At 42.7% G+C, this 26,334-nt stretch carries 22 protein-coding genes; 3 read left to right on the top strand and 19 right to left on the bottom strand.

Annotated features, from left to right (window positions below; all coding sequences use genetic code 11):
* Positions 1–41 precede the first annotated feature (41 nt).
* The 11 genes from RBB56_RS11320 to RBB56_RS11270 form a co-directional block, all read right to left on the bottom strand.
* Positions 42–917: a carbohydrate ABC transporter permease gene (locus RBB56_RS11320; RefSeq protein ID WP_306719063.1), complete on the bottom strand. Its 876-nt coding sequence runs from the start codon at positions 915–917 to the stop codon at positions 42–44.
* Complete coding sequence (locus RBB56_RS11315; protein ID WP_306719062.1) at positions 914–1,804, bottom strand: carbohydrate ABC transporter permease; 891 nt, start codon at positions 1,802–1,804, stop codon at positions 914–916. Before RBB56_RS11315 ends, RBB56_RS11320 begins: the two co-directional genes overlap by 4 nt.
* A gap of 415 nt (positions 1,805–2,219) precedes the next feature.
* Positions 2,220–3,557 carry an ABC transporter substrate-binding protein gene (locus RBB56_RS11310; RefSeq protein ID WP_306719061.1) on the bottom strand — a complete coding sequence of 446 codons (1,338 nt, stop codon included), beginning with the start codon at positions 3,555–3,557 and terminating at the stop codon, positions 2,220–2,222.
* A gap of 95 nt (positions 3,558–3,652) precedes the next feature.
* Positions 3,653–4,942: an ABC transporter substrate-binding protein gene (locus tag RBB56_RS11305; protein WP_306719060.1), complete on the bottom strand. Its 1,290-nt coding sequence runs from the start codon at positions 4,940–4,942 to the stop codon at positions 3,653–3,655.
* Complete coding sequence (locus RBB56_RS11300; protein WP_306719059.1) at positions 4,939–6,546, bottom strand: response regulator transcription factor; 1,608 nt, start codon at positions 6,544–6,546, stop codon at positions 4,939–4,941. Before RBB56_RS11300 ends, RBB56_RS11305 begins: the two co-directional genes overlap by 4 nt.
* The gene (locus tag RBB56_RS11295; protein ID WP_306719058.1) at positions 6,534–8,333 is read right to left on the bottom strand and encodes a cache domain-containing sensor histidine kinase; all 1,800 of its coding nucleotides are present in this window, start codon (positions 8,331–8,333) and stop codon (positions 6,534–6,536) included. Before RBB56_RS11295 ends, RBB56_RS11300 begins: the two co-directional genes overlap by 13 nt.
* A 27-nt stretch (positions 8,334–8,360) precedes the next feature.
* Positions 8,361–9,203 (bottom strand): hypothetical protein, encoded by an 843-nt coding sequence (locus RBB56_RS11290; RefSeq protein WP_306719057.1) that lies wholly within the window; start codon positions 9,201–9,203, stop codon positions 8,361–8,363.
* Positions 9,204–9,666: 463 nt separating this feature from the next.
* Positions 9,667–10,479 (bottom strand): ABC transporter ATP-binding protein, encoded by an 813-nt coding sequence (locus tag RBB56_RS11285; RefSeq protein ID WP_306719056.1) that lies wholly within the window; start codon positions 10,477–10,479, stop codon positions 9,667–9,669.
* The gene (locus tag RBB56_RS11280; protein ID WP_306719055.1) at positions 10,476–11,510 is read right to left on the bottom strand and encodes a FecCD family ABC transporter permease; all 1,035 of its coding nucleotides are present in this window, start codon (positions 11,508–11,510) and stop codon (positions 10,476–10,478) included. Before RBB56_RS11280 ends, RBB56_RS11285 begins: the two co-directional genes overlap by 4 nt.
* Positions 11,507–12,505 (bottom strand): FecCD family ABC transporter permease, encoded by a 999-nt coding sequence (locus tag RBB56_RS11275; RefSeq protein ID WP_306719054.1) that lies wholly within the window; start codon positions 12,503–12,505, stop codon positions 11,507–11,509. The genes RBB56_RS11280 and RBB56_RS11275 overlap by 4 nt, the downstream gene beginning before the upstream one ends.
* Positions 12,502–13,596, bottom strand: coding sequence for an iron-siderophore ABC transporter substrate-binding protein (locus RBB56_RS11270; protein ID WP_306719053.1), 1,095 nt, complete (start codon positions 13,594–13,596; stop codon positions 12,502–12,504). The genes RBB56_RS11275 and RBB56_RS11270 overlap by 4 nt, the downstream gene beginning before the upstream one ends.
* A 291-nt stretch (positions 13,597–13,887) precedes the next feature.
* On the opposite strand from RBB56_RS11270, the gene RBB56_RS11265 reads away from it, so the two are divergent.
* The 3 genes from RBB56_RS11265 (at position 13,888) to RBB56_RS11255 (ending at position 17,144) form a co-directional block, all read left to right on the top strand.
* Positions 13,888–15,246: an APC family permease gene (locus RBB56_RS11265; protein ID WP_306719052.1), complete on the top strand. Its 1,359-nt coding sequence runs from the start codon at positions 13,888–13,890 to the stop codon at positions 15,244–15,246.
* A gap of 176 nt (positions 15,247–15,422) precedes the next feature.
* Positions 15,423–15,989 carry a ferritin-like domain-containing protein gene (locus RBB56_RS11260; RefSeq protein WP_306719051.1) on the top strand — a complete coding sequence of 189 codons (567 nt, stop codon included), beginning with the start codon at positions 15,423–15,425 and terminating at the stop codon, positions 15,987–15,989.
* 192 nt (positions 15,990–16,181) lie between these two features.
* Positions 16,182–17,144 (top strand): choloylglycine hydrolase family protein, encoded by a 963-nt coding sequence (locus RBB56_RS11255; protein ID WP_306719050.1) that lies wholly within the window; start codon positions 16,182–16,184, stop codon positions 17,142–17,144.
* 29 nt (positions 17,145–17,173) lie between these two features.
* Here the strand turns inward: RBB56_RS11255 and RBB56_RS11250 are convergent, their stop codons facing one another.
* The 8 genes from RBB56_RS11250 to RBB56_RS11215 form a co-directional block, all read right to left on the bottom strand.
* Positions 17,174–18,334 (bottom strand): glycerate kinase, encoded by a 1,161-nt coding sequence (locus tag RBB56_RS11250; RefSeq protein ID WP_306719049.1) that lies wholly within the window; start codon positions 18,332–18,334, stop codon positions 17,174–17,176.
* 101 nt (positions 18,335–18,435) lie between these two features.
* Positions 18,436–19,320: a 2-hydroxy-3-oxopropionate reductase gene (gene garR / locus RBB56_RS11245; RefSeq protein WP_331525610.1), complete on the bottom strand. Its 885-nt coding sequence runs from the start codon at positions 19,318–19,320 to the stop codon at positions 18,436–18,438.
* Between the two features lie 17 nt (positions 19,321–19,337).
* The gene (locus RBB56_RS11240) at positions 19,338–20,267 is read right to left on the bottom strand and encodes a transketolase family protein (protein WP_306719048.1); all 930 of its coding nucleotides are present in this window, start codon (positions 20,265–20,267) and stop codon (positions 19,338–19,340) included.
* Positions 20,268–20,283: 16 nt separating this feature from the next.
* Positions 20,284–21,111, bottom strand: coding sequence for a transketolase (locus tag RBB56_RS11235; RefSeq protein WP_306719047.1), 828 nt, complete (start codon positions 21,109–21,111; stop codon positions 20,284–20,286).
* Positions 21,112–21,129: 18 nt separating this feature from the next.
* Positions 21,130–22,155, bottom strand: coding sequence for a zinc-dependent alcohol dehydrogenase (locus tag RBB56_RS11230; protein WP_306719046.1), 1,026 nt, complete (start codon positions 22,153–22,155; stop codon positions 21,130–21,132).
* 39 nt (positions 22,156–22,194) lie between these two features.
* Positions 22,195–23,952, bottom strand: coding sequence for a glycoside hydrolase family 2 protein (locus RBB56_RS11225; RefSeq protein WP_306719045.1), 1,758 nt, complete (start codon positions 23,950–23,952; stop codon positions 22,195–22,197).
* Between the two features lie 20 nt (positions 23,953–23,972).
* Positions 23,973–25,481 carry an arabinosylfuranosidase ArfA gene (gene arfA / locus RBB56_RS11220; RefSeq protein WP_306719044.1) on the bottom strand — a complete coding sequence of 503 codons (1,509 nt, stop codon included), beginning with the start codon at positions 25,479–25,481 and terminating at the stop codon, positions 23,973–23,975.
* Between the two features lie 9 nt (positions 25,482–25,490).
* Positions 25,491–26,324 carry a carbohydrate ABC transporter permease gene (locus tag RBB56_RS11215; protein ID WP_306719043.1) on the bottom strand — a complete coding sequence of 278 codons (834 nt, stop codon included), beginning with the start codon at positions 26,322–26,324 and terminating at the stop codon, positions 25,491–25,493.
* Positions 26,325–26,334 lie beyond the last annotated feature (10 nt).

Here is a 26,334-nt window from a genome sequence, read left to right as displayed (position 1 = left end):
TCATAAACGCAATTAACGTAACAGTTCAATGCCATCACTAATTAACCCTTGACTGCACCTACCGTCATACCCTTGATAAAGTATTTCTGAAGGCTGATAAACAGTATGGCAATCGGTAACACCGATATAACAATAGCCGCCATCGCCGTGGAATAATCGCTAGTCTGTGCCGAGAATAAAGACTGAATTGCTACGGTAAGCGTTTTGAGCTGTTTTTTGCTCACATATAAGCTGGCAAGCAGATAATCATTCCATATCTGGAATGCCTGCATAATTACTAACGTAGCCATTGCCGGCTTCAAAAGCGGCATAACAATCGTAAAATAAGTACGAAATACGGAACATCCGTCGATTCTCGCAGCCTCCTCCAACTCAATCGGGACCGTTGACATAAAACTAGTCATAAGAAATACTCCGAAAGAGAGTCCTGTTGCGATATACATGAAAATAATCCCGTGTGCACTGTTCGTAAGGTTCATATTATATCCTATAATATAAATAGGTAAGAATAAAGCTTGATAAGGAATTAAAATTCCCACAATAAAATAGATGTAACAGAACTTGAAAAATCTCCCCTTACATCTGGCAATCGCCCATGCAGTAGACCCACATAGAAGTGCCAGGATAAGAACACTGATTGCTGTATACAAAAAGGTGTTTGTAAAAGTGGTCGCCAAACTCAGCTTATCGAATGCCTTTTCATAATTGCTGAATTGAATGCTTTCAGGCAGAGCCAGAGGACTCGATAAATATAGCTCTTTCTTCGTTTTAAAGGAATAATTGACAATCATTAAAATAGGGGCAATAAACAAAAATGCAATAAATGTCATTACAATCTGAATGAGGAGCGTTATCTTTGTATAAGGCTGTTTTTGTATGTCTTCTTTCGGACGTTTCATTTTTTCTACAGCAATCATGCCTGCACCTCCCTCTTTTTCAATCCCTTTACCTGAATCAATGCTACCAATAAGAGTACAATAACAAGTGTCACTGACATGGCAGACCCATAGCCATACTGTCTTCCATTAATTGCAGTAATATAAGTCTGGTAGATAATCGATGTAGATGCTCTTCCCGGCCCGCCCTTGGTTGAGGCTACCAGCAAATCATATACCTTCAGGGAGCCGGTCGTAATTCCCACCACACAGATCGTAATTGCAGGAGCCAGCATCGGAATTGTTATGTTTTTAAACCGGCTGATCGCACCGGCTCCGTCCACCTTCGCCGCTTCGTACAACTCTGACGGAATCGATTGAAGCCCCGCAAGATAAATTAACATCCAATATCCTATCCATTGCCAGTTATTCGCAATTAAAAGACCAGTTAACACTGTCTGCCCGCTGCCAAAGAGCAGGAAATTAATATTTGTTCCCAACAATTCATTCATTGCCGGAAGTACATTGGAGTACATTTTCAACCAGATAAAGCCCACAATTAAAGAACTGATCAAACATGGAACAAAGAACGCCGTTCTATATATTTTTTGCGCTTTAATCCCGCTATCCAACGCAATAGCAAAAAGAAGCGCCAGCACATTTTGTATTATCGTATTACCGATGGTAAACTTGATGGTGAACCACCAAGTTGCCCGAAAGTCCGAACTCTTCATCAAATCGATGTAATTCTGTAAGCCTACAAAGGGCTTCGTCGAAGACATTCCATCCCAACTCGTGAAGGAATAACGAACTGCCATAAACATAGGAATAATAAGCCCTACCGTAAAAATTAAGAATCCGGGAAGGACCATGAGCAGATATTGCCGCTCCATCTTCTTTTCCATTCCATTACTTTTTCTATTATTCATTCCTTTTCACTCCTCATCTCTGATATGAACAAAAGTGTGCTTCACCCGCTCTCGCAATTTAAACCTTTACAGCACAGCTTTTGTTCCGCGCGCGCAGCTGCGCATTAATCGGTTCTTTAATAGGCGCTCTTTCCGATTAAAGAACAAAAGTGTGCTTCACCCGCTCTCGCAATTTAAACCTTTACAGCACAGCTTTTGTTCCGCGCGCGCAGCTGCGCATTAATCGGTTCTTTAATAGGCGCTCTTTCCGATTAAAGAACAAAAGTGTGCTTCACTCACTCTCGCGATTTAAACTTTTAGCAGCACAACTTTTGTTCCGCGCGCGCAGCTGCGCATCTGTTTCATGTAATAGAAGCACTTTCCTATTACATGAAATTAGAAAGGGGCTGTCACATAATGTAACAGCCTCCTTCTCTTAATTAGCGCTGCTTGCTGCCACTCTGGCATCCGACGCCGCTAACGCATCTTCAAATGTCACATCACCTTGGAGCCATGCTGCGATATCTTTTGCATTCTCTTCTTGGAAACCGCCCCATACAAGCTGATTATTTCCCGATGTTACGTCAACAATCATTCCTTCAGCCGCATACTTGTCAATGTCTTCCTGACTGGGATTCGCGAAGGTAGGAGTTACGTCTTTTAACATCGCCGCTGTTTTCGTATAATCATAAATTTCTCTTGCGAGCTCCTTATTTCCGGTCATTACATCGATGACACAATCGATCGCATCCTGATGTTCACTCGCTGCACTCTTCATAATTGTAATGTTAGGTTCGAAAATGAGCTTGGAATCTCCCGTCTGGTTAGGGAAGGGGAATATTCCGAAATTAAAATTCTCATCAATATCCAAAAAGTTCTGAATAGACCAGGAACCGGATACCTTCATTGCCGCTTCTCCAAGTACCATTCTCGCATCGCAGTCTGTCTGCTCTGTGGAGAACGTCTCCGGGAAGGTATTATCAAAAATCAGCTTATTATAGCTGTATGCTGTCTGGAATTCTTTGCTTTCCGTAAAGGAAGTCGTTCCGTTTCTGAAATCATCTCCCCAGGAAGGAACCTTGTTGAATACATCATTCATAGCAAACTGCATCGTAACATTGCCGATAGACCATGTATCCACCATATGGCTTGCGAAAGGAGTAATACCTTTTGCCTTGCAGTCATCAATAATTACCTGTAAATCATCGATTGTCTTAGGAATCTCCCATCCGTTTTCAGCAAACATATCTTTGTTGTAATAAACTCCCTGATACATTGCGTTATATACGAGTCCGTATGTTTCGCCATCTAGCGTAACGTTGGCACTTGCTGCATCCAATACTCTATCCAGATAGGTATCGGCAATCGGTCCCAGAATTCCCTGAGGTGCATAAGTTGCCACGTCCTGTGCTTTACCAATCATAATATCAGGAAGTCCTGACTGCATATACTGCTGCATTTTCGGCTGGAAATCATTCCCCCAGTCAACGCATTCCCATTCCAAAGTAATATTTGGATATTGCTCTGCAAGCGCTTCGTCGATTAAATCTTCAATGCCCGCATCCGTAGTGGACTGTCCCGCCAAAACGGTGAGCGTTACCTTCTCATCCGCAGCTGCTGTTTCCTGTGCCGGAGCTTCTTCCTTCACTTCTGCGCTTTCCTCCGCAGGTTGTGCTGCCGGCTTCGTTTCTGCCGCACTTCCCTGGCCGCATCCGACTAATACTGTGGTTAACATCGTGGTACACAAAATCATACTTAATACTTTCTTTTTCATGTCTTCCCTCCAATTAAACTCGTTTGTTGTTCTATCATCAGTATATCTTTGATTGAGTTCCCGGAAGTAGGACTGTTTTGAAAAAAGCAGTTGTATTATTTTGAAATTATCGGAATATTTCCGCTTTCCTGCCTATGTTCATCTGCATAAGTGAGCACCTCATCCAAATCGGCTTCCCCTTTTAACCACTTTAAAATTTCCTCCGACAGATCATTTTGAAATCTCCATATCAATTGGTTATTCCCTATAGAAGCATCAATAATTCTATTTTCTGCCTCGTAACTTCTGATATCCTCCTCCACTGCACTCTCATAAGTTACCATCATATCTGTAACTACCGGATATGTTCCCGTGAATCCAAGAATCTCCTGCATAAGCTTTTCATTTTGCAGCAGCTCCGTGAAGATGTGATTAATCAGCTCCTGATATTTCGATGTTTCACTCATCATAAAAGTCATATTCGTTTCCTTAATCAGGCTGGCGCCCCCCTCTTTCGTCGGATAAGGGAAGAAACCATAACGCACATTTGAATCATATTGGTTCATAGATTGTAATGACCACAAACCGGTCAGATACATGGCTGCTTGTCCCTCTGCGAACCTTCGGTCACTTTCATATTGTTCAATCATAAGAGCATCTTCCCAAGAATGTTCCAGCACATATTTATTCTGCTCTACACATTCTCTTATTCGTATATCTCCGGCAAAATCCCGGTTTCCTAAGCGGAACTGCTCTCCCCAATCCGCTTCCTGTGCGAATACATTATTGAGCAAAAATTGCATTGTCATATTTCCGACCTTCCAGCTTTCCCTGAAATGTGCCGCAAACGGAGTCACTCCATTGTCCTCTAATATTTGCACCGTCTGTGCAAGCTCCTCCAGGGTATCCGGTGTCTTGAGCTGTAATTGTTCGAATATCTTCTTACTATATACCACCCCTTGATACCACGCATTATATGGGATACCGTACACTTCCCCATCTATCGTTACCGTATCGCGTACTCCTTTCTCCAGACGTTCCATTCCCTCCACCTGAAGCGGAGCCAAGTTGCCGCCATCCATATAGGCATGAATATCCTGTGCCTTCCCTACAATAATATCCGGCACATCGCCGGCTGCCAGCCGCCCCTGCATCCGAGAGTCGAACTTTTCTCCCCAGTCCACACATTCCCACTCCAGCTCCACACCGGGAAACTTCTCGGCAATCACTTCATCAATCATATCTTCCACGCCCGCATCGGAGGTCGATTGTCCGGCTAAGACGGTGATAACTACCTTTTCCGGTTTCTCCTCCGGCTCATCCCTTCCATTCTCCAATGCAAAAACAGCAACTCCAAATACTGCCACAACAGCAAGCAGCAAAACTATTATTCCAACTTTTCTCATAATACAGCCTCATCCTTATGCAGAGACCCCCGATAATCGCGAGGGCTCATGCCAGTCATTTTCCGAAATACTTTATTAAAATAGGTATAGTCATCGTATCCTACCATGAACGCAATTTCTGTCAGATTAATCGTAGAATCCAACATATATTCCTTTGCCTTTTCAATCCTTTTCCCTGCGATATAAATCATAAGACTCTCTCCCGTCTCCTGCCGGAATACTTTGGAAAAATAAGAACTTTCCACTCCGAAATGATTCGACAAAAAGGCGAGAGAAAGCTCCTCAAAAAACCGTTCATTAATATAAACTACTGCCTTTTTCACAACCTCTCTGATACTGCTTCCAAGCTCTCCCTTAGGTTCACTCACCACCGTATCTACAATCTCTTCAATAACCTCACAGAGTTTATCCGCTTCCATATATTCCACTGTTTTATCGAGCACATCCACCATGTTTTCCAGATCCACTATTTCCTTCGCTGACTTCTGCTCCATTTTAAAATCAGTGAGGAGATTACATACCCTTTTTACTGTCTGCCGCAGCCTGATATACTCCCACCCCAATTCTTCACAGTGCTTCACTCCAATGGTCTCGAAGATTAGCTGCTTTACCGCTTCTGCATTGCCGGTCTTCAGAAGATTCTTTAAGCGATTCTCCGCTTCTTCTCCTAGTGGATCCTTCAAATCTCTATAAATTACCTCATCCTGTTTCCTGTTGAATAAGATGATACTTTCCTTTTTATATTTTCTCGTCATAAGCAAAGAAACACATTGTGTATACGCAGTATGAATACTTTCGATAGAGTAAGTGTGCTCACTGATTACAATACTGATAGGGCTTGCGGTCATATTCCTAATAGCGTTCAAGAGTTTAACAGCCATCTTATTTTGTTCCGCACTGTCCAATTCTGTAATAATCAAGAATTCATTGGAACGGTATATATGATTGAAGATCAGAAGATTTTCCGATTCCGTCACTTCTTTGCTCATCTTTTTAATAGAATAGGACAGATAGTTCATATCATATTCATACGCCGCCATAATCTCCTTCAAATCATGAATCTTAATGAGAATAAGGCTGTATCCGGCGAAGTCTATCTCCTTATTCATCGTTATAAGCGGTGCAAACGGGGTCTCCTCCCTCTCCACTAACAGACTCAGCTCCCTGTCCTGAATGGCAGAGGCCGCTTTTAATATCTGCTTTTTATTTATTTCCTCTTTACTAATAATTTCAAGTGCTTTCGATAAAGCATTCACTAAATCTATCTTCGTAATCGGTTTTAACAGATAATTAATTGCTCCCGCCATTAAGGTGCTCTTCACATATTCGAAGTCATCATATCCGCTAATAACGAATACTACAACCTCTTCATATTTCTCCTTCACCTCTTTCACAAGTTCAACACCGTTCACAAAAGGCATATTGATATCGGTAATTAATATGTCCGGCTTCTCTGTCTTCATCCGTTCCAAGACTTCTTCCCCATTCGCCGCAGGCTCCAGAAATTCCAGATGATACGCCTTCCAATCGAGCATGTTTCGTATTTTTTCCCGCGTCCAATATTCATCATCCGCAATTAGCACTTTATAATTTATTTCTGCCATATTTCTGCCTCCTCAACACTCATACAGGGAATTCTCAACGAGATTTTCGTTCCGCTTTTTCCATCGCTATCGATATGCAGCCCATATTCCTCCCCATATAGCATCTTCATTCTCGCATTGATATTAAAGAGGCCTATGGAGCTTCCGCCTTCTACCAATCCATGATTATTCTCCTTAAGACTTTGATTCACTGCTTCCGCTTCCATACCGACACCGTTATCTTCCACTTCTATTTCAAGAATTCCTTCCCTCTTGGAAGCTTGCACAAGAATCTTCTTTTCCCCTTTTTTATTCCGAAGGCCATGATTAATCGCATTTTCCACAAGGGGCTGAATCGATATTCTCGGAATAGAGCTTTGCAGTATCTCATCATCGATACGGAACTCATAGGCTACCTCTTCCCGCATCCTTACGTTCATCACATAAATATAATTTTTCAGATGAACCATCTCCTTAGCAACCGTGGAATAAGGATGTTTAATATCCAAGCTATATCGGAAAATAGTGGAAAGAGACTGGCATAAATGGCTGACCATATCACAATTCTGAACGCTTGCAATACTGCTCATCGTATCTAAGGTATTATATAGGAAATGCGGATTAATCTGCGATTGCAGCGCCTTATACTCCGCTTTATTGAGAAGTAACTGCGTCTCATACTCATGTCCGATCAACCGCTCTATCTCGTCCAACATTTCGTTGAATTCTTTTCCAATCTGCCCGATTTCATCTCGTTCCAGATACAATACTCTATTCTTCGTATCTCCCTTTCTAATTCGGGTGATGGTTCGCATTAACTCTTCTAAGGGTCGTGTTAAGGTTCTTGAAATAAATACAGTCACCACCGACAATATGATACACATCATAATTCCTATTAAAATAAGGTTCTGTGTCAGCGCCTTCTGATTCTGTTCCAGAATTGACTGAGGCATCAGGGAATAAGCCCCCAGATTATATTTATTCTGAGGAACTTGAAACAAAACTTTATTCTCTTCCGACGTATCCATAAAGGTCTCCAATGTATTACTTCTTATCCGCTCGCTAATTTCCAGATAATTTTCCCTGCTGGCAGTCTCCGCATTTTCTATCGCTGTAATCGGCCTGTCAGAAAGGGGTTGCAGCCACATGTACACCTCCTGATGGGTGCTGTATTTTTCCATAATCTTCACAAAGGCCTTGCTATCGATGTCGCATACTACATAGCCAATGACTTTATTTGTATTCACATTATCATAGATCTTCAAAACGAACCTTGCAATATTCGTCTCACGATATACATTATAATAGCTGGATAAGAACATGTATTTTTCATCCGAGGCAATATATTCCTTCACCTTAGCTGCATTATACATTTCCTCATCCTCATAAATATCTTTGGGGTAATTATGCTTTGGCGTTACCGCACGCCTGTAAGTGCTGATTACCCGGTGATCGCTGTTATACACGTACAAAGCCACCACACTGTCCGCCGTCGAGAAGTTCTCCATCGCCTGATCATAAGCAATTCTATAGTTATTCTCCCTGATTACTTCCACACTCTCTTCACTTTTCAGTTCCTGAAGAAATTCTTTATTGTTATATATTTCAATCAGTCCATTTTCTATCTTTTTCACGAAGGTATAGACTTCATTCTGCATATTTTTAAGTAAGTTATAATTCTCCGCTTTCGCCTGATTATAAATCAGCGTACCGGATACTCGCTGAAATAAAACAGTCTGGAGAACGAGTGCCATCAAGGTACTCCCCAAACATAGTATTAATATTTTCGTTCTCATTTTTATCTTCATAGGCTTATTACCTCCAAGAGTTAAGATTTAGCAGGATAACTTACTTATTAAATTAGAGATTCGTTCCGTACAATCTGCCTCTCTCATTTCTTTTTTTCTCCAATTATCAGAAAGAGGAAAATATACTTTGTCATTCACATTCTTCCCCATATCCCATTTTCCATTTTCATTTTTATTATCATTCAGCCAATTTATCACAAACCGAATTTTACATTTTGCATATTTATATTCTGATAACAACTCAATAGCTGTAAGATAATAGCTGGAATGTCTGCTTTCAAAAACCTGGGGAAGAATACAGATTTTTTTATCATATATATAATAAATCCCACTATCTTTATTTATTACATAATCAATAAAATCCTTCTCTGTCTCTTTTTCCAAGCAATCCGCCAATAATGAAACCTGATAAAAACTCACACAATCAATTAACCTGCCACCCCTGGGTTTTACCCCCCAAGTGTCATAATAGGCAGAAACATATTTATCATAGTCATATTCACCATTTATAAATGTACCGGTAATAACACCAGCCCATTGTTCCGCGACTTTATTTGCTGCCACGTTATCCTTTGTGAATACACGAATCCGTGTCGCTAACATTAGAGATGTGAAGATATTCCAATCATGCAGCTTCTCTTTTCTATCCGGAATTTCAACTTTTCCTATTAAACAATCATTCATATAGGATACAGCCCGTTGGATACAATCATCTTCCAGCGTATATCCTAAACGTTCAAGGCGGCGCAGCGCTTGTTCCGTTGTTATAGGAGAATTACTCAACTGCGAAAGAGAGTGAAAGTCCCCCCAGCTTCCATCCTCCTGCTGCAATGCAATAATTTGTTTTGCCCATCTTGTATCCTTATGCATTCCTATCCCCCACCTTAATTTATCACGCCGGATTCGAGTGTCAAAAGCCTTTCAAACAACTTGGCTCCGTCAATTTGCACTCATATTGTTTTTCCAAAGTGATACAGAATATAGTTGGATGAGTAACTGTATGAAACCGTTGGCACTTAGACCGCGTATTTTGCGGTCTTACGTACCATTACGGGATTCATCCAAGCGAAAGCGTGTTACGAATAAATTATATTCTGTATCACTTTTTAATAACGTAAATGGTGCAAATTGATGAAATATATTGAGTAAGAAGGCTTTTGTCACCCGAATCTCATGCTGTAAATTTCCTATTCACTGAACTCAGTCTACTATATTTCATGAAAATCGTCTATCGAATGAACAAGGTCTTTCTTATAAAGTAATAAAAACTGCTATAAAGGAATCATTTTCCTTTATAGCAGTTTAAACCTGCAATATAAAATAAGATAGAAAGCTAAGCGCCTTGAGGCCTTACATAATATCTTCCCTTGGGAATAATAAACGGAGAGCCGGAAACCGGATCCGGAATAACACTACAGTCTAAATCGAAAACTTGCCGAATCAGCTCTTCTGTAATGATATCCCCTGGCTCGCCCTGTGCCACAAGATCTCCCTTTTTCACCGCAAAAATATAATCCGCATACCGGGCCGAGAGATTGATATCATGCAATACCATTACAATGGTCGTTCCTCTCTTTCTGTTTAGATCTGTCAACAAATCCAAGATTTCCACCTGGTATGTGATATCCAGATAAGTAGTGGGTTCATCCAGAAGAAGTATATCCGTCTGTTGGGCAAGCGCCATAGCGATCCATACCCTTTGGCGCTGACCTCCCGAAAGCTCATCCACACTTCGATTGGCAAGATCTGCAATGCCCATAATGTGCAATGCCTCTTCTACCGCTTCATAGTCTTTTTTCCCCATTCCTTTTAAGAAGGTCTGATGAGGAAAACGTCCACGCGCCACCAAATCCGAAACAATAATTCCTTCGGGAACAATAGGGGATTGCGGCAGCAAGCCTAAAATCTGCGCCAACCGCTTGGAAGGCATAGTCCCGATTTGTTTTCCATCGAGTAGTATTTCACCTGAAATAGGCTTTACCAGCCTTGCAAGGGCTTTGAGCATGGTAGACTTTCCACAGGCGTTGGCTCCTATAATGACACTGATCTTATTGCTCGGTATTAACACATCTACCCCATCGATAATTACCTTTTTATCATATCCCGCCACCAGATTATTGGCAGAAAATTCTCTTTCTTTACTCATGCCGCTCCTCCTGTCCGATTCATATGTATCAGTAAGTAAATAAGGTAAGGCGCTCCCAATATTCCTGTAACAATTCCCACCGGGAACTGGGTGCTGAAAGCATACTGGCCGATCAAATCCGCTCCGAGTACCAGGGCTGCTCCTGTAAGCCCCGCAGAGATCACATTGGAATGCCCATTGCCTGTCAATCTTCCGGCTATCGGTCCCGCCAGAAAGGCTACGAAAGCAACAGGGCCCGTAACGGATGTAGCAAAGGCTATTAAAAAGACCGATCCAATCATTAATAGAAAGCGAGTCTGATTTGTCTTCAGCCCGAGAGTAATAGCGGATTGCTCTCCCAATTCCAAGATCTGTAGTTGTCTTCCCAATATACAAAGAATAAACCCAAATAATACCACCGTTAGTAAAAGTCCCGGAATGCTTTTCATCTGTACACCATTTAAGCTGCCGCTTAGCCATCTCATCGCTGCAGGCACATCATACTCTGCCGCCTTCAATAATAGAAAGGAGATCACTGCATTCAGCATAGCCTGAATTCCAATACCGATCAGAATCAATCTTCCGCCGGAAAAGCTGCCACCTCTTGAAAGCGCATATATAGCCATCGCTACACATAGTCCGCTAATGACTGCTACTACGGAAACCACTGTTCCGCTCACTTTTAAAATCAAAATACAAAACACGGCCGCAACGCTGGAGCCGGACGTAATCCCTATAATATCCGGACTTGCCAAAGGGTTTCTCAGCATGGTCTGAAAGGTATTGCCTGCCATCCCAAAAGCGAGCCCCGCCAGTAAGCCCGCAAGCATTCTGGGCAGACGTATCGTTCCTATGGCAAAAGAAGCACCCTTTATCTCTTCTCCCGATAATACCCTGACCACTACAGAAAGCGGATATTTCGTATTACCGAGTAATAACATCGTGCCTGCGAGCAACAAAACTAACACTCCCATCAATATTGCTGCTGTCAGAAAACGAGCTCTTCTGCTGGCATAGCCTTTTTGTATTGAATTAAAATCCTTTTTTCTCATAATGCCTGCACCTTCGCTCTCATAGCAATAATAATCAGAATAGGCGCTCCCAGAAAAGCTGTAATAATACCGGCTTCCAATTCTCCCGGATAAGCCAACAGCCTTCCCGCCACATCTGATATTGTCAAAAGAATCGCTCCCCCCACCGCAGACAAAGGAATGATATAACGCATATCAGAGCCGCAAAGCATGCGTACCGTATGCGGAATCATAAGCCCTACAAAACCAATCGGACCCGCTAACGCCGTTGTCGCTCCGCATAACAGAACGCCTGCCAGCGCACTGATAATTCTAACAAGTCCGGTTCTTACGCCTAGCCCAGTGGCAACTTCCTCTCCCAGAGCGAGCGCATTTAATGCCGGAGCAGAAAAAATTCCTATAAGGAGGCCAACTGCCAGAAAAGGCAGTACGGTCGTAATCCCTTCCCATGTGGCACCGCTGGTGCTTCCCACTTGCCAGAATCGAAATACATTCATTACCTGAGTTCTCGGCAATGTAACCGCACTTACGAGAGAGGATAATGCAGCACTTGTTGCCGCACCAGCCAGCGCAAGCTTAATCGGTGTCGCTCCGCCATAACCGAGAGAACCGATGGCGTAGACAAAGGCCGCTGTTATTCCGGCACCTATAAGAGCCAGCCATATATATTGCCCGGCTGTACTAATGTTAAAAAATGCAATTCCGCTTACTACAAATAATGATGCGCCGGTATTAACACCTAAGATACTCGGATCAGCAATCGGATTGCGGGTAATTGCCTGCATGAGGGCTCCGGATACCCCGAGGGAGGCCCCTGCCAGCATGCTGAAAATAGTCCTGGGAACCCGTTCTCTGACAATGAGAGCATAAAAAGAAGTATCCTCTTTATGAAGAAGTGCACCGATTACTTCCGGAAAACTTATACTTTTCGCTCCTAATGCCAAAGAAGCCAGAATGCACAGACAGATACAAAGTAAACTGCCTGTGCTGAGCAAAATCATTTTTGAACGTTTCATTTCACTTTATCAGCTGCCTCTCCAATCAATTTCAAATAGTCATCAATCGTTGCGGGAATAGAAAGTGCACTAGGTGTACTGGATGCTGCAATCGGGGTTCCATCCTCAATCATAGCTACCGATCCATTTTGAATTGCAGGGATGGTACCAAGCAGTGCATCTGCCTGCAAAGCTTCCAATAAATCCGAGTTTCCATAGGCGATAATAATATCTATATCCTGCAATGCATCCGCATTCTCAGCACTCATTTCCAGAGAAAAGCTTCCGCTCTCAGTAGCAAGGGCCAGAACGCTCTCCGGGAATTCCATACCCAGATCAAGCAAATATGCTGCACGAGGATCCGTAGGAAGATAGACATAAAATGTACCTAAATCCGTAGGCATAAAATAGAAGAACGCTGCTTTTTTTCCTTGTATCTGAGGATAATCACCTGCCTTTTGTGCTATCAGTCCATCCAAATCAGCAACTAACTGTTCTCCTTCGTCCTGCATTCCCATTCCTGTTGCATCCATAATAATCTGGTCACGCCAATATGTCTGCCATGCAAGATTAGGATATGCTACTACAGGTGCGATCTGGCTAAGCAGATCATATTCTTCCTGCGTAATTCCTGAATAGGCTGCCAGAATTACATCCGGCTGAACATCGCTTATCGCTTCATAATCCAATCCTGCCGTATCTTTAAATATCTCTGTATCTGCCCCCAACTCCTCGATAGCCGTCTTCGTCCATGGCAAGATACCGCTGCCGTCGATTACTCCATAGTTCGCTTCTGATATTCCGACAGGAGAGACTCCCAAGGCTAAGGGTGTATCCTGATTTCCCCAAGATATCGTAGCTACTCTCTCGGGCTTAGCTTCTATTATCGTCTGTCCATATGCATGTTCAATAATAATAGGATACTCAGTATCTTCTTCCTGAGCCGAGACATCCTCTGCATCTGCCTCATCCGATACCACCTCATCTAATGTATTCGATGCATCCGCAGCATCCGATATATTCGATGCCTCCTCCTTTGTTCCTGCGGAACAAGCTGTAAGGGAAAAAGCGAGTGTAAGTGCTAAAATAGAACTTAACATCTTTCGTTTCATAATATATGTCCTCCTGTTTTATGTACTATAAATTAATGAGTTAGATTCAACTAACTTATTTAGTCTATATGAAAATATTCTCTTTGTCAACTATTTTGATATTGACTATCATTTTCGTAAATAAAAAAAATTTTTACTGAATTATGTTTGACTTTGTGATAAGATGAAAATCAGTTTCTTCATAAAAAAATAAGTGCAGGGGTTTATCAAATTGGGGTTTTATGGCAGTTATTTTTCGGTGAGAAAAGAATAATAAGAAGGGGTCCTATTATAGATAGGAATAGTTAACTTATGGAAGCAAAACTAGAAAAAAGATATGGTCTTCCTACAGCCATTGCAATGGTCGTAGGTATTGTTGTCGGTAGCGGCGTATTCTTCAAAGCGGAGAAAATCCTCACTGCCACCGGCGGCAATTTAAAACAAGGTATTCTGGCATGGGTAATCGGAGGTATTATTATGATTTCCTGTGCATATACCTTTTCCGTCATGGCTACCAAATATGAATATATCAATGGCATTGTGGATTATGCGGAAGCTACAATGGGGGGAAAATATGCATATTATGTAGGTTGGTTTATGGCACTTATCTACTATCCTACCATTACCTCGGTACTGGCTTGGGTCTCTGCCAGATACACCTGTGTTATCTTTGGCTTCCCCATTACCGGCGGAGAATGCATGACTATTGCTGGGTTCTACTTAATTGCAAATTTCGCATTGAACTCCTTATCTCCGGTTTTGGCCGGAAAGTTTCAGGTCAGTACCACAGTCATCAAGCTGATTCCTCTCTCTTTAATGGCAATTATCGGAACATTTACAGGACTTCGAAGCGGTATGACTCTTTACAACTTCACACATTATGTATCTCAAAGTACTCCTAACGGATTATTCACGGCCGTTGTTGCGGCATGTTTCGCCTATGAAGGCTGGATTATCGCAACTTGCATTAATGCAGAATTAAAAAATGCCAAGAGGAATCTTCCTTTGGCTTTGATTTCAGGTACTTTTATTATCATGACCGTCTATATTCTATACTATATTGGTTTAGCAGGCGCCGTTGAAAATGAAGTAATCATGGCAGGCGGCGAGGCAGGTGCCAAATTAGCATTCCAAACCGTCTTTAGCTCTGTGGGCGGCTCACTGTTGTTTATCTTTGTTATCATTTCATGCCTTGGAACCTTAAACGGTCTGATGCTTGGCTGTACGCGGGGCATCTATTCCATCGCTGCAAGAGGACTTGGTCCCAAGCCCCAAATCTTCAGCCAGATAGACCCTTCCACTAATATGCCTGCGAACTCTGCCATCCTTGGACTATTACTCTGCAGTACCTGGCTATTTTATTTCTATGGGGCAAATTTAACTGATAGCTGGTTCGGATTCTTTAGCTTTGACTCCTCGGAACTGCCCATTGTTACGCTATATGCGCTATACATTCCTATTTTTATCATGTTTATGGTAAAGGGAAATGATCTCAACTTTTTCAATCGCATACTTATGCCTTGTCTCTCCCTTGCCGGATGCATCTTTATGATGATCGCTGCATGGTTCGCTCACGGAATTGCCGTCATTGCTTATTTAATAGTATTTCTTGCTATTATGTCAACGGCTGCATTCCTTCTGCGAAAGACAAAGCGACCGTTGGAGAAATAAAACCGTATAAAATAGTTTAGGCAGGTGCCGGGGAATTGGCATCTGCCTTTTTATATTATAAGGAAAACTGATTTCCTTACCCATAATGATTCAGGCAAATGATGCTCAGCTATCCTGTTATAATTTTTTCTTCCTATGAATAAACTGTATCATATTAATACGTGAAGGGGAGAAGGTTGGAAGAATTTTATTCTGTTACAGACCTTAAGAAAAATATGAAGATAAAAACCAATACCAGTAGCATTGATGTATGCCCATACAAGGTAGATGTACCATACCCGCCAATACAGGTAGATAGCAAAAATTCTGTTTATGCCTGTGATATGCTTGGCAATATGTCGGAGGTCGTTTCCGAAATGAGTGATGTCTCCAGGTATTTCTATATTGCCGTTGTGGCTAAACCGCAGTCTAGTTGGATTTCCTCATGCTTCCACCATATTAGTATTATAGAGATGCATCACCTTAATATATTTGCTGAGCTCGCACTGCTGCTGGGGGCAGATCCGCGGCTTTGGAGCTGCAATGAATATTCGCAATGGTGGTCACCTTCCTTTGTTGGTTATCCGCGCGGATTGCGCGCTTTGGTAGAGGAATCCATCCGTGCCGAGGAAGCTGCCATCGCCAAGTATTCGAATCAGGCGGATATTATCCGTGATGAAAATATCGTGGCGATATTGAAGCGTATCGTACTCGATGAAGAACGGCATCTCCAGATTTTCACTGAGATGTATCATCAGCTATAAACACCTTATAATTCCATCTCCTTCCTACTCATAAATTACTTAAAATATACCATTAAACCGTGTTCAATACAATAACCACATAACTTTGCACAGATAAACAGTGAAATAAAACTTTTATTTCGCATTACTGATATAATAATCAATTATTTATTTTCATATATTATGTAAATAATGTTTAAAGGATATTGATACATGTGTACAGCAATGACTTTACAGTCCCAGTCCAATAAGCTGTTTTTTGGCAGAACCATGGACTTTTCACACGATATTATACCACAGATTTATATCATTCCTAATTCCTATGTATGGTATAACAATTTAAACAACAACCAAATAAAAGACTCCTATCGATTCATTGGACTCGGACAGGAGCTTGATGGGATTCTCGGTTTTTTTGACGGTGTTAACGAGAAAGGATTGGCGGCGGCAACTTTATATTTCGCCGGCTATGCCCAATATAATACAACAGCCTGCAATGATACCGAGCCGATCGCATCCATTGATTTCCTTCACTACATTCTGGGCAGATGTTCTTCTGTAAAAGAATTGCCTGATCTATTAAAAAAAATTACTGTAGTGGGCGTCCCCGACCCTGTTACTAAGACGATAGCCCCGTTACATTGGATTGTGGCTGACAGAAGCGGAGCATGTGCCGTTATTGAGCCGACTGATAAAGGTCTGGAATTAACAGATAATCCTATCGGCGTGATGACAAACAGCCCTGACTTCCACTGGCATATGACAAATTTGAGAAACTATATAGAAGCTTCTCCTGAGCAAACAGAAGAAGCCTTTTGGGATAGTGTAAAATTAACTCCTTTTGGGCAGGCTACAGGAACAATGCCTCTGCCGGGAGGCTTTACCTCTCCGGAGCGGTTTGTACGAACTGCTTATCTGAAAACACATTTGCCAAAGCCGAAAGACAATCGCGAAGCAATTGCAGCATGTTTTCATATCTTAGCAAGTGTCTCCATCCCCAAGGGAGCTGTTATAACCAACCGAAACACTTATGACTATACGAAATATACAGCATTTATTAATACCAGTACCTGTGAATATTTCTATAAAACCTATGATGATGTAAACATTAAGGTCGCCAGTCTTTGGCAAACACAGCGACGTTCCAGCGATATGACACATTTACCTTTTAAGTGATAGAAAAGGTATTTTATTCACTGTTTACTTTATTCGACAAGAGTGGAATCTCTCAGCATGATGCCGGCCTTGATATTACGCATTAACCGTTCTGCCGCATCAGAGACCAATTCACCCGCCTTTTCTCCCATAGCTTCTTGCAAAGGCATCGGCCTGCACACTGCCGCTTCTATGCAGCTGATGCCGATTTTATATACTTCTTGCGAGCCTTCTGAAAGAGAACCCGCAATTGCCGCTACAGGAACATTATATTTCTCAGCCCTTTGTGCAATTCCGGAAATCACCTTCCCATATGCAGACTGGAAATCAATCCGCCCCTCCCCGGTAATAATTAAGTCTGCCCACTCCGCTTTTTCTTCGAAGCCTGACATATTCAGGACTGCGTCAATCCCCGAACGTATGGATGCGCCTGTAAATGCCACTAGTCCGCCGCCGAGCCCTCCTGCGGCTCCGGCGCCTTTCCTGTTTCTTATATCTATATATAGCTCCTCTTCGATAATCTTCGCTAAATGAGAAAGCCCTTTATCCAGAAGTTCTACCTGCTCAGGGCTTGCTCCCTTCTGAGGGCCATAAACAGCCGAAGCTCCGAACGGTCCACAAAGGGGATTAGTCACATCGCTCATTACAATGATTTCCGTCCCGCTAAGCCGTTCATCTGCGTTGCTTAGGTCAATCTTTTCTATTCTTTCCAACAGCCCACCGCCATAACCGATTTCTTCTCCCTTTTCATCTGCAAAAGAGATGCCGAGAGCCTGTGCCATGCCGATGCCTCCATCATTGGTTGCTGATCCCCCTACCCCAATATAAATCCTTCTGCATCCATGATCCATCGCCGCCTTCAAAAGCTGACCCGTTCCATATGTAGTAGCCTTCATAATGTCGCGTTCCAGCTCAGGTACCAGGGGTAATCCGGATGCTGCCGCCATTTCTATTACAGCAGATCCATCCTCCAATATGCCAAAAAAGGAATCAAATATCTTGCCATCAGGACCCATCGCAGGAGTATTAATAATTTTTCCTCCAATACTAGATATAATGGCCTCCACCGTACCTTCTCCGCCGTCAGCTACAGAAATATACTTTATTTCCGCATCAGGAAAGACTCTCAATATCCCTTCACTTATGTTTCTGGCCACCTGAGTACTACTTAAACTTCCTTTAAATGAATCCGACGCAATTAATATTTTCATAGATTCTTCCTTCTTATGCTTTCTATCGTCATTACACTTCTATACAATATGTCCCGCAATCATATGCGGGACATGTGTTTTATTTCTATTTATGTATTCTTTTACTTCCGTATTTCTGTTCCGGTGAGTTTTTCATAATATTTTGCAATCGCACTGTGATCACATTGTCCATGTCCATCCATATGAAGGTTTTGAAGAATCTCCATGACCTGAGCCGTAAGAGGCAGGGGTGCTCCTACGCCATGTCCCGTTTCCAGGGCATTATTTAAATCCTTTATGTGAAGATCAATCTTGAATCCCGGATTAAAATTGCCATCGGTTATCATAGGTACTTTGGCATTCATAACCGTTGAGCCGGCCAGGCCGCCCTTTATCGCATCGAATACTTTGGTAGGATCCACTCCCGCCCTTGTACTCAACATAAAGGCTTCGGATACTGCTGCAATATTAAGTGCTACAATAATCTGATTTGCCAGCTTCGTAGTATTGCCTGCACCGATATCTCCGCAATGAACCGCACTTCCACCCATAGACATTAGAATATCATAAACCTCATCAAATACATCCTTATCTCCGCCAACCATAATAGACAGCGTTCCATCCACAGCCTTCGGCTCACCGCCGGATACAGGTGCATCGATCATCTTTATACCTTTTTCAGCACAAGCCTCGCATATTTCCTGTGAAGCCATAGGTGCTATGGAGCTCATATCTACTAGAATCGTCCCTTCTATTGCCCCTTCTAACACTCCATTCTCACCTAGAACCACACTTTTTACGTGGGGTGAATTGGGGAGCATAGTGATAATTAATTTACATTGTTCTGCAACGTTCTTCGATGAATCAGCAGAAATCGCACCTGCACTTACTGCCATATCCACGTTCTCCTGAATTACATCATATACAATAACCTCATGGCCTGCTTTCAGCAGATTATTGACCATAGGTTTTCCCATGATTCCAAGTCCAATAAATCCTATACGCATTTTAATGACCTCCTTCATTACAGATAATACATCTTTTGTACAGCCTCTTTGATTGCTTCTTTTGTTAAACCATGATATTCAAGCACTTCCTTATAATTATGTGCACTGCATCCAAAAGTATCTTGAATTCCCACGAACTCGATAGGCTTGCATTCCTTGCAAAGCACTTCTGCAATCGCACTGCCCATTCCGCCTCTGATATTGTGCTCTTCCGCAGTAACTACTGCCTTGCATCCCTTTACGAGATCAATAATCGCCTGACCGTTCATAGGCTTTATGGTAGCAATGTTTACTACCTTCACGGATATTCTACCTTCCAGTTCTTTTGCAGCTTCCATAGCCAATCCAACCATATAGCCGGTGGCAAACACAACGACATCAGAACCTCCCTTGAGCAGCTTAGGCATTCCTATTTCAAACGTCTCTCCTTCTTCGGTAACATTAGCATAGTCGTTTCTATTCAGTCTGATATAGAAAGGGCCATCTGTCTCTACCATGGCTTTTACAGCTTCTACTGTCTCATTGGCATCTGCCGGACATAGTACCGTCATATTAGGTACCGAACGGAAAATAGCCATATCTTCCACACATTGGTGAGTAGCACCGTCACCGAAATCTGATAATCCTGAGGAAGAACCACAGATTTTTACATTCAATTCCCCGATGGCAATGGTTTGACGAATCTGATCGAATGCACGTCCGCCCGAAAATACCGCGAAGGAATTGGTAAAAGGTATTTTCCCACTCTGTGCCAGCCCTGCTGCCACACTAGTCATATTCGCTTCGGCAATTCCCATCTCGAAATATCTTTCAGGATACTCAGCTTCGAAAAGCTTTCCCATAGTGGATCCACCCAAGTCAGCGTCCAGAACAACGATCCTCTCATCATTCTTTCCAAGCTCCACCAAGGTGCTTCCATATGCAATTCTTTGATTTGTATAACTCATATCTTCTGCCTCCCTCTTATCTGGATAACTCTTCCAGTGCCTGATGATAAGTTTCTTCTGTCAGCATTCCGTTGTGATAACTTACTACGTTTTCTGCAAAACTGACACCTTTTCCCTTGACCGTGTTCGCAACAATGGCTGTAGGCATTCCTTTTATGGTATCCGCCGTATCCAGCGCGGTCAGAATTTCTTCCATGTTATGTCCATCTATCTCAATAACATGCCATCCGAAGCTTATAAGTTTCGCAATGATATCTCCGGAATCAAAACGGTCCACCACCTTGCCATTGGCCTGAAGTCTATTCCTATCCACAATAGCCACAAGGTTATCCGCCTTATAGGCTGCTGCTGCCATAGCAGCTTCCCATATCTGTCCTTCCGCCACTTCGCCGTCTCCTACGAGAACATATGTCTTTCTGTCTATTTTATTCAATTTTTGTCCAAGGGCCATACCAAGACCGATAGACAAGCCCTGTCCGAGAGAACCGGTACCCGCTTCGATACCCGGTGTCTTCTGCACATCAGGATGTCCTTGCAGGTAAGAGCCTATTGCTTTCGTATGTTTTAGATCCTCTACCGGGAAATATCCGGCTTCCGCCAATGCTGCATATTGCAGTATTGCCACATGGCCCTTACTCAATAGAAAACGGTCTCTGTCTTCCATTTTGGGATTCTTCGGATCGTGCTTCATCTTATAGAAATATAACGCAGCCACCAAATCCGCGGCGGAATTCGATCCGCCTATATGTCCTGCCACCCCTATACCAATGCTTACAACAACATCCTCCCGCAGCTTACGGCCCTTTTGTTCAAGCGTCTTAATCAGTTCCTTATCATATGCCATTTCTTCCTCCTCCTGCTCTCACTTATCAACCACAACGACCTTTATCAGATTTCCCGGCGCATGGGCGAGCTGCTCAAAATACTTGGGTGCTTCCTCCAGTAAAACCTCGGCGCTAATTAACGGAGCCACATTTATCTTGCCTTGATTCACAAGCTCTATTACTGTCTTAAATTCCTCGTATCCATATAAGAAAGAACCGTGAACTACCAGCTCTCTCGTTACAATTTCCTGCATATTGATCTCAATCATCGGCTTATTATTTCCAATCCATATAGCTGTTCCGCCAAAACTGAGCGCTGACATAGCCTGCTGCACAGTTGCTGCAGCTCCTACCGCTTCAATAGCAACGTCCACTCCAAGTCCCCCGGTTTCTTCCAATATCCTCGCTTTAAAATCTTCTTTCCCGGGATTGATGGTGATATCCGCTCCCATCTCCCTTGCAATTTGGAGACGGCTGTCACTTAAGTCCGAAACAATTATTTTAGCTGCCTGTTTCATCTTAACGCATGCCAGTGCTAATAAACCGATTGTCCCCATTCCCACTAAGAGAACCGTCTTTCCTTTCAGCTCTTTCGCGTGGGCAACACCTCTATAAGCTACCGCCAGAGGTTCCGCCAGAGAACCAATTCCATAAGGTATCCCATCGTTAATAGGGAAACAACATTTTTCCGGTACACAGATATATTCTGCAAAGGCTCCATCCACATCGAGTACGCCGAATGCACGCTTATTCAGACAAAGGTGTACCTCACCTTTCTCACACATTTCGCATTTTCCGCAGAAATCCACCGGATAGACTGCTACACGTTCTCCACATTTTCGTTCTACTACATTTGTGCCAATCTCCACGATTTCTCCGGCAAATTCATGCCCCATAATCATGGGAGGAAGCCTTCTTCCTGTCAGTCCGAGATATCCATGTACATCACTGCCGCATATGCCACAGGCCTTTACACGAATTTTTACTTCATTCTCCTTCGGCATAACCACCGCTACCTCTTCATAAGCCAAAACATTTGGCTCTTTATAAACAATTGCTTTCATACTTTCGCCTTCTTCCGATTCCCGCATCCTACTGAATAGTTATTTTTTTCCCTGATTAATGGCCCGAATCTTCTCCATTGGAAGCTTCGGTTCTCTGTCATAAGTTAGAAGTCCGTTAATTTCTTGCTCCACATCACATAACTGAGTGTATACAAAGCCTTGAACAAGTGGCGATGTAAGTAAACTATCCACCACTTCTTTATACTTTTCTTCAAATTCCTCATCGCTGTCTGCATTAGCGTATCCCCATCCGCTATCCGAATTTTTCTTATATGCAATGCCTCCGAATTCAGAAACGATAATAGGCTGCCCTTCATAATGATGGCCTTTTGCGAACAATGTCCGGTTCGTAGGCATGTCGTTTAAAATACGATCCAGGGATGCATACCGTCCCCTCAGAACTTCTCCGTCACAATCATAATCATGAATGGTCAAAAGATCCGAATGCGTGTGATTCCATCCATCGTTGGATATTACCATTCTGGTCGTATCTAGCGACTTAGTGAGATAATACATGCTCGATGCATGAGCTTGTTCTTCTTCCCTGCACATAATACTATCCACACCCCATGATTCATTCAGCGGTACCCAGGCAACGATACAGGGATGATTGTAATCCCTCGTCATTGCCTCTATCCATTCCGGTATCATGTTCTCCACATACCTTTCAGAATAAATATAGGCATTGGGGAACTCGGCCCATACTAGAAACCCCAGCTTATCCGCCCAATAAAAATATCGCTCTTCCTCGATCTTTTGATGCTTACGCGCCCCATTGAATCCCATCTCTTTACAGAGCATAATGTCCTTAATGAGTGCTTCATCATCGGGTGCTGTCATAAGAGAATCCCGCCAATAGCCTTGATCCAGCAGCATTTTCTGGTAGCAGGGTCTGTTGTTGAGAAGAAATCTTCCGTTCTCCACGCTCACTTTCCGCATTGCAAAATAAGAGCTGGCCTCATCCTGTAACACTTCTCCCGATTTCAGTGAGAACTTCACATCGAATAAAACGGGATTATCCGGGGTCCATTCGTAGAACTTGTGCTCCCACTCTTTATTTATATTCTGATCCAGTTTAAATTCCCGAACCGTTCTTCCTTTGAAGATACTGACCGTATCACAAACCATTCTTTTCCCGCCATAGGATATCTCTACGTCAAGAAATGCTTCCGCCTTCTTATCCAGCTGAATATCCATACGAATCATCTTACGGTCCACATCAGGTGTCATACGTATTCTTTCCATGTAGATATCATTCACCGGCTCCAGCCATACGGTCTGCCAAATGCCGGTAGTACGTGTATAAAAGATATTTTCCGAGGTTTCCTTCCAAAACTGTTTCCCTCTGGGAAGTTCTAAATTCTCCGAGTCATCCTCTACACGCAAAGTAATGACATTATTCCCTTCTTTCAAATATGGAGTGATCTCGAACGTAAAGGAGACATGCCCTCCCCTGTGAATGCCAACATAGCTTCCATTCACCCACAGTTCGGCCTGATAATCCACTGCCTGAAAATGAAGTAAATATCGCTTACCCGGCGTAAGTTCCTTACTCTCTATTTCTCTTTTGTACCAAACGATATCATGAAAATCCGTAATATGGATTCCCGATCTTTTTGACTGATAAGCGAAAGGAACTTGTATCCTTCTGGAATACGAATGGTTCAAGAACCACTCTTCTTCCTTTCCTTTATCCTCATCATCGAATTCAAACTCCCATTCACCGTTTAAATTCATCCATTCTTCCCTTACCATCTGTGGCCTGGGGTACTCCGGCTTTGGTATGCCCTTATCCATTGGACATTCCTCCTTCCGCTTTATTTTTCAGTATGGAAACGATACATATTCCAAGAAGCTTTCGATACCACTGTACGCATATACCCATCTTCCATAATATCCTCAGATTTATGAACAGGAATTACATTTTCCGGACAAGCCGCTGTATTCGCTGCTTTAAAGTCATAACCTTCCAATGCTACATTCGCGATGCATTTGTCCGCTCTCACACTGCGCAGATCACAGCATACTTCCAGATCTTCCTCCATACTGCGGTTCATAACAAATAATGTTACCGTTTGCTGTTCTCCATCATATACCGCTACCGAATCGAGCATAGGGACATCTGTATACTCCTTACAGTCAAACTTCGGACATTCAAGACCAACTCGAAGTGCCTCTCCCCGTCCATATACAGAGGTATAGTAAAACGGATAATAAATGGTCTGTTTCCAAGCCTTCCCACCCGTTTCCGTCATAATCGGTGCAATAACATTCACGAGCTGTGCCAGACATGCCATTTTCACACGATCGGAGTTCTTAAGTAACGTTATCATCAAATCGCCGACTAAAAGGGCATCCTCAAAGTTATAAATATCTTCCAGTCTGGGCGGTGCCTGAAGCCAGTGTTCGATCTGCTTGTCGCTTTCTTTCGTATGGTACCATACGTTCCATTCATCAAAAGAAAGGTTGATTTTCTTTTTGGAGCGTTTCTTCGCCTTTACATAATCACAGATAGCTACCACTGATTTAATAAAATCATCCATCAGAATGCCGCCTGCCAAATAAGACTCCGTATCGTCGTCAAAATTGCCCCAATAATTATGTAAGGATATGTAATCCACCGCATCGTAGGATTCCGTAAGAACCGTAGCTTCCCACTCTGCAAATGTAGGCATCACCATCTTGGAGCTTCCGCATGCTACCAGCTCGATGTCCGGATCGACCCAACGCATCATTTTTGCTGTTTCATTAGCTAGCCGCCCATATTCATATGCAGTTTTTTGTCCCATCTGCCATGGACCGTCCATTTCATTTCCAAGGCACCATGTTTTTATCTTATATGGATCTTTTCTTCCATGTTCTATTCTCAAATCGCTATAGTAACTTCCACCCTTGTGGTTGCAATACTCCACCAGATTTCTTGCTTCATCCGCTCCACGAGTACCTAGATTAACAGCAAGCATCATCTCGGAATCCACTTCCTTAAGCCAATCATCAAATTCTTGCATTCCTACTTCATTTGTTTCCGTAGTAAACCATGCCAGGTCCAGCCTCTTCGGGCGCTTATCCTTCGGTCCTACGCTGTCTTCCCAGTTGAAACCGGACACGAAGTTACCGCCCGGATAGCGTATAATGGGAACGTTAAGTTCTTTCACAAGCTGTATTACGTCCCGGCGAAAGCCTCTTTCATCGGCTGCGGGATGACCCGGTTCATAGATACCGTTATAAACGGCCCGTCCCAGATGTTCGATGAACGATCCATAGATACGAGAATCGATATCTGATATCTTATTCATTCTGTCTATACTCATATTTGCTTTTTTCATGATTTTCTCCTATCCTTTTATCCCTGTCATGGCAATTCCCTGAATAATCTGCTTCTGGAAGATTAAAAATACAATAATTGCAGGTACCGATGCTATTACACATGCGGTCATCGGCAACGTAAACTCCGATAAATTTGCTCCCTGAAACTGTGGAATACCTACCGGTAATGTCATCATTTTCTCTGAGGTGATGGATAAAAATGGCCAGAGGAAGTTATTCCATGAGTTAGTAAAAGTAAAAATTCCCACCGCTGCCATAGAAGACTTGGATACAGGAAGACAGATATCCCACCATCTTCTAAATTGGTTAGCTCCGTCCAGAACAGCTGCCTCCATCAAGTCATTGGGAATGCCGTCATAACAGCGCTTCATAATTAACACTCCTATCGGAGCCGCAAGACTCGGGCACATCAATCCAATATAGGTATTCAGCAGATTGAGTCCCGCCATTTCCTGATAAAGAGGAATAATGATAGATTCTATCGGAACCATCATACCGGCTGTAATCAAAATAAATGCGAAATTCCTTCCTTTAAATTTCAGCTTTGATATGGCATAAGCCGCCAGAGAGGTCAGAACCAACGTGCCTATCGTCACACATATCGCTATGAGAGCACTGTTCCATATCCAACGGAGAATGGGAGCTTTCTCTGCTACCGTCACGTAGTTTTGAAGAGTAAAAGTTCCCGAAAATACCTTTGATAAAATACTTACCGGAGTTCCATATGATTTCAGTGAAGATACCATCATCCAAATTACTGGGAAAAGCCATACCAATGCTACCGCATATACCACAATATAGAGGACGGCTCTGCCGGGCGTTATCTTATTTTTTATTTTCATTGCATTTACC

The sequence above is a fragment of the Kineothrix sp. MB12-C1 genome (genome assembly GCF_030863805.1).
Classification (GTDB): domain Bacteria; phylum Bacillota; class Clostridia; order Lachnospirales; family Lachnospiraceae; genus Kineothrix.
Note: the sequence above shows the minus strand (reverse complement) of the source record. Positions and strands in the feature narration are given on the sequence as shown.

Coding starts and splice junctions, on each gene's coding strand:
- RBB56_RS11275 (WP_306719054.1), bottom strand. CDS start 12,505: ATGAAACGTTCAAAAATGATTTTGCTCAGCACAGGCAGTTTACTTTGT.
- RBB56_RS11265 (WP_306719052.1), top strand. CDS start 13,888: ATGGAAGCAAAACTAGAAAAAAGATATGGTCTTCCTACAGCCATTGCA.
- RBB56_RS11310 (WP_306719061.1), bottom strand. CDS start 3,557: ATGAAAAAGAAAGTATTAAGTATGATTTTGTGTACCACGATGTTAACC.
- RBB56_RS11315 (WP_306719062.1), bottom strand. CDS start 1,804: ATGAATAATAGAAAAAGTAATGGAATGGAAAAGAAGATGGAGCGGCAA.
- RBB56_RS11255 (WP_306719050.1), top strand. CDS start 16,182: ATGTGTACAGCAATGACTTTACAGTCCCAGTCCAATAAGCTGTTTTTT.
- RBB56_RS11270 (WP_306719053.1), bottom strand. CDS start 13,596: ATGAAACGAAAGATGTTAAGTTCTATTTTAGCACTTACACTCGCTTTT.
- RBB56_RS11225 (WP_306719045.1), bottom strand. CDS start 23,952: ATGGATAAGGGCATACCAAAGCCGGAGTACCCCAGGCCACAGATGGTA.
- RBB56_RS11290 (WP_306719057.1), bottom strand. CDS start 9,203: ATGCATAAGGATACAAGATGGGCAAAACAAATTATTGCATTGCAGCAG.
- RBB56_RS11250 (WP_306719049.1), bottom strand. CDS start 18,334: ATGAAAATATTAATTGCGTCGGATTCATTTAAAGGAAGTTTAAGTAGT.
- arfA (WP_306719044.1), bottom strand. CDS start 25,481: ATGAAAAAAGCAAATATGAGTATAGACAGAATGAATAAGATATCAGAT.
- RBB56_RS11240 (WP_306719048.1), bottom strand. CDS start 20,267: ATGAGTTATACAAATCAAAGAATTGCATATGGAAGCACCTTGGTGGAG.
- garR (WP_331525610.1), bottom strand. CDS start 19,320: ATGCGTATAGGATTTATTGGACTTGGAATCATGGGAAAACCTATGGTC.
- RBB56_RS11320 (WP_306719063.1), bottom strand. CDS start 917: ATGATTGCTGTAGAAAAAATGAAACGTCCGAAAGAAGACATACAAAAA.
- RBB56_RS11305 (WP_306719060.1), bottom strand. CDS start 4,942: ATGAGAAAAGTTGGAATAATAGTTTTGCTGCTTGCTGTTGTGGCAGTA.
- RBB56_RS11235 (WP_306719047.1), bottom strand. CDS start 21,111: ATGGCATATGATAAGGAACTGATTAAGACGCTTGAACAAAAGGGCCGT.
- RBB56_RS11300 (WP_306719059.1), bottom strand. CDS start 6,546: ATGGCAGAAATAAATTATAAAGTGCTAATTGCGGATGATGAATATTGG.
- RBB56_RS11215 (WP_306719043.1), bottom strand. CDS start 26,324: ATGAAAATAAAAAATAAGATAACGCCCGGCAGAGCCGTCCTCTATATT.
- RBB56_RS11285 (WP_306719056.1), bottom strand. CDS start 10,479: ATGAGTAAAGAAAGAGAATTTTCTGCCAATAATCTGGTGGCGGGATAT.
- RBB56_RS11280 (WP_306719055.1), bottom strand. CDS start 11,510: ATGAGAAAAAAGGATTTTAATTCAATACAAAAAGGCTATGCCAGCAGA.
- RBB56_RS11230 (WP_306719046.1), bottom strand. CDS start 22,155: ATGAAAGCAATTGTTTATAAAGAGCCAAATGTTTTGGCTTATGAAGAG.
- RBB56_RS11295 (WP_306719058.1), bottom strand. CDS start 8,333: ATGAAGATAAAAATGAGAACGAAAATATTAATACTATGTTTGGGGAGT.